The following is a 6,462-nucleotide window of genomic DNA, read 5'->3' as shown; positions in this document are numbered from 1 at the left end:
AGCCAGCGGTCGATCAGCCGCCGGCGCAGCTCCTCGCGGTCGACGGCGAGGAAGATGGTGCGATCGAAGGCCGCGGCGAGCCCGCTCCAGGGCGGGCGGTCGAGGAGGAGGTAGTTCCCCTCGACCAGCACCACCCGGTGGCCGGGGCCGATCGCCCTGGCCGCTGCGCGCGAGAGCTCGAGGCTGCGGTCGAAGACCGGCACGAAGACCTCGCGGTCGGCGGCGCGGATGCGCGCGAGGTCGCAGGCGAAGCCGTCGACGTCGAAGGTGTCAGGGGCGCCCTTGCGGGAGCGCAGGCCGCGCTCGATCAGGATGCCGTCGTCGAGGTGGTAGCCGTCCATCGGCATCAGGACGGCCTCGCCCGGCATCACCGCCTCGAGGGCGGCGAGGAGCGCCTCGGCGAAGGTGGACTTGCCGGCGCCGGGCGGGCCGGCGATGGCGAAGACGAAGCGCGCGCGCCCCTCGGCGCGCGCGCTTATGTCGGCGGCGAGATCCGCGAGGCTCACGCGGCCAGCGCCTCCGCCGGCGGCTCCTTGGCGCCGGTCATGAAGGCGACGGCGTCGGACATCGTGTAGTCCTTCGGGTCTATGACGCAGAGCCGCCGGCCGAGGCGGTGGATGTGAATGCGGTCGGAGACCTCGAAGACGTGCGGCATGTTGTGGCTGATGAGCACCACCGGCATGCCGCGGGAGCGGACCTCCTGGATCAGGTCGAGGACCTTGCGGCTCTCCTTGACGCCGAGGGCCGCGGTCGGCTCGTCGAGGATCACGACCTTCGAGCCGAAGGCGGCGGCGCGGGCCACGGCGACGCCCTGGCGCTGGCCGCCGGAGAGGGTCTCGACCGCCTGGTGGATGTTCTGGATGGTCATCAGGCCGAGCTCGGAGAGCTTCTGCCGCGCCACCTTCTCCATCGCCGGGCGGTCGAGCATGCGCAGCCAGTCGCCGAGGAAGCCCGGGCGGCGGAGTTCGCGGCCCATGAACATGTTGTCGGCGATGGAGAGGGCGGGCGAGAGGGCGAGGTTCTGGTAGACCGTCTCGATCCCGGCCGCCCGCGCCTCCATCGGCGAGGTGAAGTGGACGGGCCTGCCCTCGAGCGTGATCTCGCCCTCGTCGGGGGTGACGGCGCCGGAAATCGCCTTGATCAGGCTCGACTTGCCGGCGCCGTTGTCGCCGATGACGGCGAGGATCTCGCCCGGCATCAGGTCGAAGTCGGCGTGGTCGAGGGCGGTGACGCGGCCGTAGCGCTTCACGATCCTGCGGGCGGTGAGGATGGGCTCGGTCATGACGATTACCCCGCGACCTTTCTGATCCACTGGTCGATGGCGACGGCGGCGATGATGAGGACGCCGATGAGGAGGTAGGTCCACTGCGGGTCGGTGCCGATCAGGCGCAGGCCGAGGGAGAAGACGCCGACGATGAGCGCGCCGAAGATCATGCCGAGGATCGAGCCGCGGCCGCCGAAGAGCGAGATGCCGCCGATGACCACCGCCGTGATCGACTCGATGTTGGCGAACTGGCCGGAAGTGGGCGAGACCGAGCCGAGGCGGCCGATCAGCACCCAGCCGGCGAGCGCGCAGATCAGGCCGGAGATCACGTAGACCTGCAGCAGCATCCGGTTGACCTGCACGCCCGAGAGCTCGGCGGCGTCCGGGTCGTCGCCGATGGCGTAGACGTGGCGGCCCCAGGCGGTGTGGTTGAGGATGTACCAGAGGGCGAGGACAAGCAGGATCATGGCGATGACGCCGTAGGTCAGCACCGCGCCGCCGACCCTGATGCTGGCGCCGAAGAACTGGAGGATCGGCGCCTGCTGCTCGATGTCCTGGCTCCGGATCGTCTCGTTCGCCGAGTAGAGGAAGTTGGTGGCGAGGAAGACCTGCCAGGTGCCGAGCGTCACGATGAAGGGCGGCAGCTTCATCCGCGCCACCAGCCAGCCGTTGATGTAGCCGCAGACCGCCCCGCAGGCGAAGCCGCAGAGCACAGCCACGGGCGCGGGCAGGCCGTAGCGGAAGGTGAACTGCCCCATCACCACGGAGGAGAGGACCATGATCGCCCCGACCGACAGGTCGATGCCGGCGGTCAGGATGACGAGCGTCTGCGCCGCGCCGACGATGCCGGTGATCGCGACCTGCTGCAGGATCAGCGTCAGCGTGAAGGTGTTGAGGAACTTCGCGCCGAGGATGGCGCTGAAGGCGAGGATCGAGAGCACGAGCACGATCAGCGGCACCAGCGCCGGGTTCGAGTGCAGCATGTGCTGGAGGCGCTCGATGAACGTCTTATCGTGCTCGAAGCTCGCGACCTCGGTCGCGCTCCCCGTCAGCACCTTTTCGAATTCCTGCGAAGGCTGTGCTTTGGCTTCCGCCATGGTTTCCTCCTGGGGACGGGACCGCTTCGAGGGCCTTGCGTCTCGGGCGGGGCGCCGGAGCGCCCTGCCCTGCCTGGTTCCGGGAGGCCGGGATCAGCCCCAGCACTTCTCCAGCCCGGCCTTGGTGTCGATCGACTCGACGCCCTCGACCGGCTTGTCGGTGACGAGCACCGCCCCGGTGTCGAAGAAGTCGAGGCCCTCGGTCCTGGCCGGCTTCTCGCCCGTGTCGACGAACTTCTTGATCGCCTCGATGCCCATGGAGGCCATGAGCAGCGGATACTGCTGCGAGGTGGCGCCGATGATGCCGGCCGCCACGTCCTTGACCCCCGGGCAGCCGCCGTCGACCGAGACGATCGTCACGTCGCCCTCGCGGCCGACCGACTTCAGCGCCGCGTAGGCGCCAGCGGCGGCGGGCTCGTTGATGGTGTAGACGACGTTGATCGTCGGGTCCTTCTGCAGGCAGTTCTCCATCGCGGCCCGCCCGCCCTGCTCGTTGCCGTTGGTCACGTCGTGGCAGACGTTGCGGGGATCGGTCTCGTCGCCGATGATGTTCACGTCGACGGTGTCGATGCCGAATCCGGTCATGAAGCCCTGGTTGCGCAGCACGTCCACCGTCGGCTGGCTGGGGTTGAGGTTCATGTAGCCGATGCGCGCGTCGGCCGCCGCGTCGCCGAGGGTGGCCCTGGCCCAGGCGCCGATCAGTTCGCCCGCCTTGAAGTTGTCGGTGGCGAAGGTCGCGTCGGCCTCGTCGATCGGCTCGAGGGGCGTGTCGAGCGCGATGACCAGGATCCCGGCGTCGCGCGCCTTTCTCACCGACTCGACGATGGCCTTGGTGTCGGAGGGGACGAGCAGGATGCCCTTGGCGCCGTCGGCGATGCAGGACTCGATCGCGGCGACCTGGCTCTCGTTGTCGCCGTCGATGCGGCCGGCATAGGCCTTGAGGGTGATGCCGAGCTCGTCCGACTTGGCCTGGGCGCCTTCCTTCATCTTCACGAAGAAGGGGTTGGTGTCGGTCTTGGTGATGAGACAGGCGGAGACGTCCTGCGCGAAGGCCGGCCCCGCGCCGAGCGCGGCCACCGCCGCGGCAGCGCAGAGCGCGCCCCTGAGCGTTCCTGAAGTCATGCGGAATTCCCTCCCGGTCGTTGCGGCCGGCGCCACCCATGGGGCCGGCTCGCCCTCAGAGAAACGCAAAGCGGCCTTCGTGTCAATAATTAAATCACTCTGATTTATTTTTTGCGCTAGGGTCCTGCCTGTAGGGAGGAGCTGGCCGACCATGCCACCAGATGCCGACAACCTGCGCGACGACGTGGCGCCCCCTGCCCCGCTGCAGCGGGGCACGAATCAGGCCGGGATGCGGGCGCAGAACGAGCGGCTGGTGCTGAGCCTGGTGCGCCGGCACGGGGCGCTGGCCAAGTCCGAGATCGCGCGGATGACCGGCCTGTCGGCGCAGACGGTGTCGGTGATCATGCGGCATCTCGAGTCCGACCGGCTGCTGCGCCGGGGCGAGCCGCAGCGCGGGCGGGTCGGCCAGCCGTCGGTGCCGATGTCGCTCGATCCCGAGGGTGCCTACTTCCTCGGGGCGAAGGTCGGACGGCGGAGCCTCGAGTTCGTGCTGGTCGACTTCGCCGGCGGCGTGCGCCACCAGAGCCGGGCGAGCTATGCCTTTCCGCTGCCGGGCGAGACGGTGCGGCTGATCCGCGCCGAGGTGGCGCGGAGCGAGAAGCTGCTCGGCGAGCGGGCGGGGCGGATCGCCGGGCTCGGGCTCGCCATGCCGTTCGGGCTCTGGCACTGGGCGACCGAGATCGGCGCCCCGGCGGCCGGGCTCGACGCCTGGCGCAGCGTCGACATCCGCGCCGAGCTGGCGGCGGAGCTGCCTTGGCCGGTCTATATCCAGAACGACGCCACCGCGGCCTGCGGGGCGGAGCTCGCCTTCGGCGCCAGCGCCGGGCTGCAGGACTTCATCTACTTCTATGTCGGCGCCTTCGTCGGCGGCGGGCTGGTGCTGAGCGGCGGGCTCTATGCCGGGCGGACCGGCAATGCGGCGGCGCTCGGATCGATGCCGGTGCCGGACGGGGCCGGCGGCTCGACCCAGCTGATCGACGTCGCCTCGCTGGTGCTGCTCGAGCGGCGGCTGCGGGCGGACGGGCGGCTGCCGGAGGCGATCTACGATCCGGCGGCGGACTGGTCGGTCTGCGGCGCGGCGCTCGACGAGTGGATCGCCACCGCCGGGCGCGGGATCGCGCATGCGGTCGCCGCGGGGTGCGCGATCATCGACTTCGAGGCGGCGGTGATCGACGGCGCCTTTCCCGCCGAGGTGCGCGAGCGGCTGATCGCGGCGGTCGGCGCCGAGCTCGGCCGGCTCGATCTCTCGGGCATCGAGGCGCCGCTGCTGCGCGCGGGCAGCATCGGGCCGGTGGCGCGAGCGCTCGGCGGGGCGAGCCTGCCGCTCTTCGACCGCTACCTGGTCGACCAGCATACCCTCTCGGGCGTCGGCAACCGGCGGCCGGGCGAGGGGTGGGCGCACGTGCCCGGAACGGCATCCTATTGATCTGCAAGGGCGTTCTGCCGCGCGTTAACCGGACCGAAACAGGTGTTAACGCGCCCCGCGCGGCGGGCGGAAGCCGGCGGCGCGGGCCGCCTCCTCGTCGCAGAACCAGGCCTCGCCGCGATCGGTGTCGATCCGGGTGCGCGCGTAGCCCGGGCCCCCCGGCAGGTGGTAGATCCGCTCGCCCTTCGCGGAGACGTTGCCCTTGATCGTGCAGCCGGGCGGCGGCGGCCCGGTGCCGGCGGCCGGGGCGAAGCCGCCGGTCGTCTCGGCGCGGTAGCGCCAGGGCGCCTCGGCCTCGCCCTGCCAGAGCCCGCGCCCTGCGGCACGCGCCTCGGCCTCGAGCGCGAGGTAGGCGTCGCTATAGCGGGCATAGGCGCGTGCCAGGCCCTCGGAGACCAGGCGCGCGCCGAGATCGACGCCCTCGACGGTGCAGGTGGAGACGAGGCGGCCGTAGCGGTCGGTGTCCTCCGGCCGGCAGCGGACCGGGCCCGCGGCGACGAGCTCGGCCAGCCGCTCGGCGGCGGCGCGGCCGCAGGCCCAGGCGCTGCCGTCGGCGCGGGCGCAGGTCTGCCCCGCCTCGGGCGCGTCGATGCCGAAGAGGCGGACGTCGCGGGCGCCGACCCTCAGCGTATCGCCGTCCTTGACCCGCGCGTCGCCGGCCATCGCCGCGCCGGCGGCGAGGAGCGCCGCCAGCATCCATCCCGTCCGGCTCCTGCCCGCCATTCCGCCTCCTGCCCGAGCCGCAAGTGGGGGCGGAGGGGAGGAAATATAAGGTTAACGGCGCTTCGCCGTCCGGGCGGCGCGGGCGGCGGCATTGAACGCCGCGGCCGCGCGGACGAGGGCCGCGAGCGCGTCGCCGTCGATCCGCTCGCCCTCGCGGATGTCGATCGCCCGGCGGGTGCTGCCTTCGAGGCTGGCGTTGAAGAGGCCGGCGGGGTCGGGCAGCGCGGCGCCGTGCGCGAAGGTGAGCTTCACGACGGCCTTGTAGCTCTCGCCGGTGCAGATGATCCCGTCGTGCGACCAGACCGGCACGCCGCGCCACTTCCATTCCTCGACCACCTCGGGGTCGGCCGCGCGGATGAGGGCGCGGACCCGCGCCAGCGTCTCGCCGCGCCAGTCGGCGAGCTCGGCGATCCTCTCGTCGATGCGCCGCGCGGCCTCGCCGCCGTCGCCGTCCTCCGGCTTCTCCATCGGATCCCTCCCCTTCACATGCGCTCGCCGGGCAGCTCGCTCGCCTGCTTCACCCAGGAGAGGAAGAGCGCCTCGTCGATCCCGTCGTCCGCGCGGATGTCGAGGTAGCGCACCTCCTTCTGCCGCGACGGCCCGGGCGGCGGCGGATCGAGCGAGGCGCCGCGGAAGAAGGCGACCTTCACGTACTTCTCGAAGCAGTGGAAGCTCAGGAACCAGCCCCGTCCCTCGACGCCGTAGAAGGGGCTGTTCCACTTCACCGCCTTGCGCACCTCCGGCACCGCGCGCACCACCAGCGCGTCGAGCCGGCACCCGACCTCGCGCTTCCAGCCCGGCATCGCCGCGATATAGGCCTGCACCGGGGC

General features: G+C 71.5%; 8 protein-coding genes. 1 reads left to right on the top strand and 7 read right to left on the bottom strand.

All coding sequences use genetic code 11. The features are described from left to right. The 4 genes from Q0112_RS02720 to Q0112_RS02705 all read right to left on the bottom strand — a co-directional run. Positions 1-506: AAA family ATPase (locus Q0112_RS02720; RefSeq protein WP_297971065.1), on the bottom strand; the 506-nt coding region annotated here is incomplete at its 3' end. After that, positions 503-1,282 carry an ATP-binding cassette domain-containing protein gene (locus Q0112_RS02715; protein WP_297971061.1) on the bottom strand — a complete coding sequence of 260 codons (780 nt, stop codon included), beginning with the start codon at positions 1,280-1,282 and terminating at the stop codon, positions 503-505. The genes Q0112_RS02720 and Q0112_RS02715, both read right to left, overlap by 4 nt. Before the next feature lie 5 nt (positions 1,283-1,287). Then, positions 1,288-2,361, bottom strand: coding sequence for an ABC transporter permease (locus tag Q0112_RS02710; RefSeq protein WP_297971058.1), 1,074 nt, complete (start codon positions 2,359-2,361; stop codon positions 1,288-1,290). Positions 2,362-2,454: 93 nt separating this feature from the next. Continuing rightward, the gene (locus tag Q0112_RS02705; protein WP_297971055.1) at positions 2,455-3,483 is read right to left on the bottom strand and encodes a sugar ABC transporter substrate-binding protein; all 1,029 of its coding nucleotides are present in this window, start codon (positions 3,481-3,483) and stop codon (positions 2,455-2,457) included. A gap of 151 nt (positions 3,484-3,634) precedes the next feature. Here Q0112_RS02705 and Q0112_RS02700 point away from each other — a divergent pair, with 151 nt between their 5' ends. After that, the gene (locus Q0112_RS02700; RefSeq protein WP_297971052.1) at positions 3,635-4,909 is read left to right on the top strand and encodes an ROK family transcriptional regulator; all 1,275 of its coding nucleotides are present in this window, start codon (positions 3,635-3,637) and stop codon (positions 4,907-4,909) included. A gap of 45 nt (positions 4,910-4,954) precedes the next feature. On the opposite strand, the gene Q0112_RS02695 is transcribed toward Q0112_RS02700, so the two are convergent. The 3 genes from Q0112_RS02695 to Q0112_RS02685 form a co-directional block, all read right to left on the bottom strand. Next, positions 4,955-5,632 carry a thermonuclease family protein gene (locus Q0112_RS02695; protein ID WP_297971050.1) on the bottom strand — a complete coding sequence of 226 codons (678 nt, stop codon included), beginning with the start codon at positions 5,630-5,632 and terminating at the stop codon, positions 4,955-4,957. 51 nt (positions 5,633-5,683) lie between these two features. Then, positions 5,684-6,100 carry a DUF1801 domain-containing protein gene (locus Q0112_RS02690; protein ID WP_297971047.1) on the bottom strand — a complete coding sequence of 139 codons (417 nt, stop codon included), beginning with the start codon at positions 6,098-6,100 and terminating at the stop codon, positions 5,684-5,686. A gap of 14 nt (positions 6,101-6,114) precedes the next feature. After that, the coding region (locus tag Q0112_RS02685; RefSeq protein ID WP_297971045.1) for a DUF1801 domain-containing protein at positions 6,115-6,462 on the bottom strand (348 nt) is incomplete at its 5' end.

It is taken from the genome of uncultured Amaricoccus sp. (assembly GCF_937858865.1).
Lineage (GTDB): Bacteria > Pseudomonadota > Alphaproteobacteria > Rhodobacterales > Rhodobacteraceae > Amaricoccus.
The sequence above is the reverse complement of the archived record's forward strand: the minus strand, read 5'-3'. Positions and strand labels throughout refer to the sequence as shown.

Coding starts and splice junctions, on each gene's coding strand:
- Q0112_RS02715 (WP_297971061.1), bottom strand. CDS start 1,282: ATGACCGAGCCCATCCTCACCGCCCGCAGGATCGTGAAGCGCTACGGC.
- Q0112_RS02710 (WP_297971058.1), bottom strand. CDS start 2,361: ATGGCGGAAGCCAAAGCACAGCCTTCGCAGGAATTCGAAAAGGTGCTG.
- Q0112_RS02705 (WP_297971055.1), bottom strand. CDS start 3,483: ATGACTTCAGGAACGCTCAGGGGCGCGCTCTGCGCTGCCGCGGCGGTG.
- Q0112_RS02700 (WP_297971052.1), top strand. CDS start 3,635: ATGCCACCAGATGCCGACAACCTGCGCGACGACGTGGCGCCCCCTGCC.
- Q0112_RS02695 (WP_297971050.1), bottom strand. CDS start 5,632: ATGGCGGGCAGGAGCCGGACGGGATGGATGCTGGCGGCGCTCCTCGCC.
- Q0112_RS02690 (WP_297971047.1), bottom strand. CDS start 6,100: ATGGAGAAGCCGGAGGACGGCGACGGCGGCGAGGCCGCGCGGCGCATC.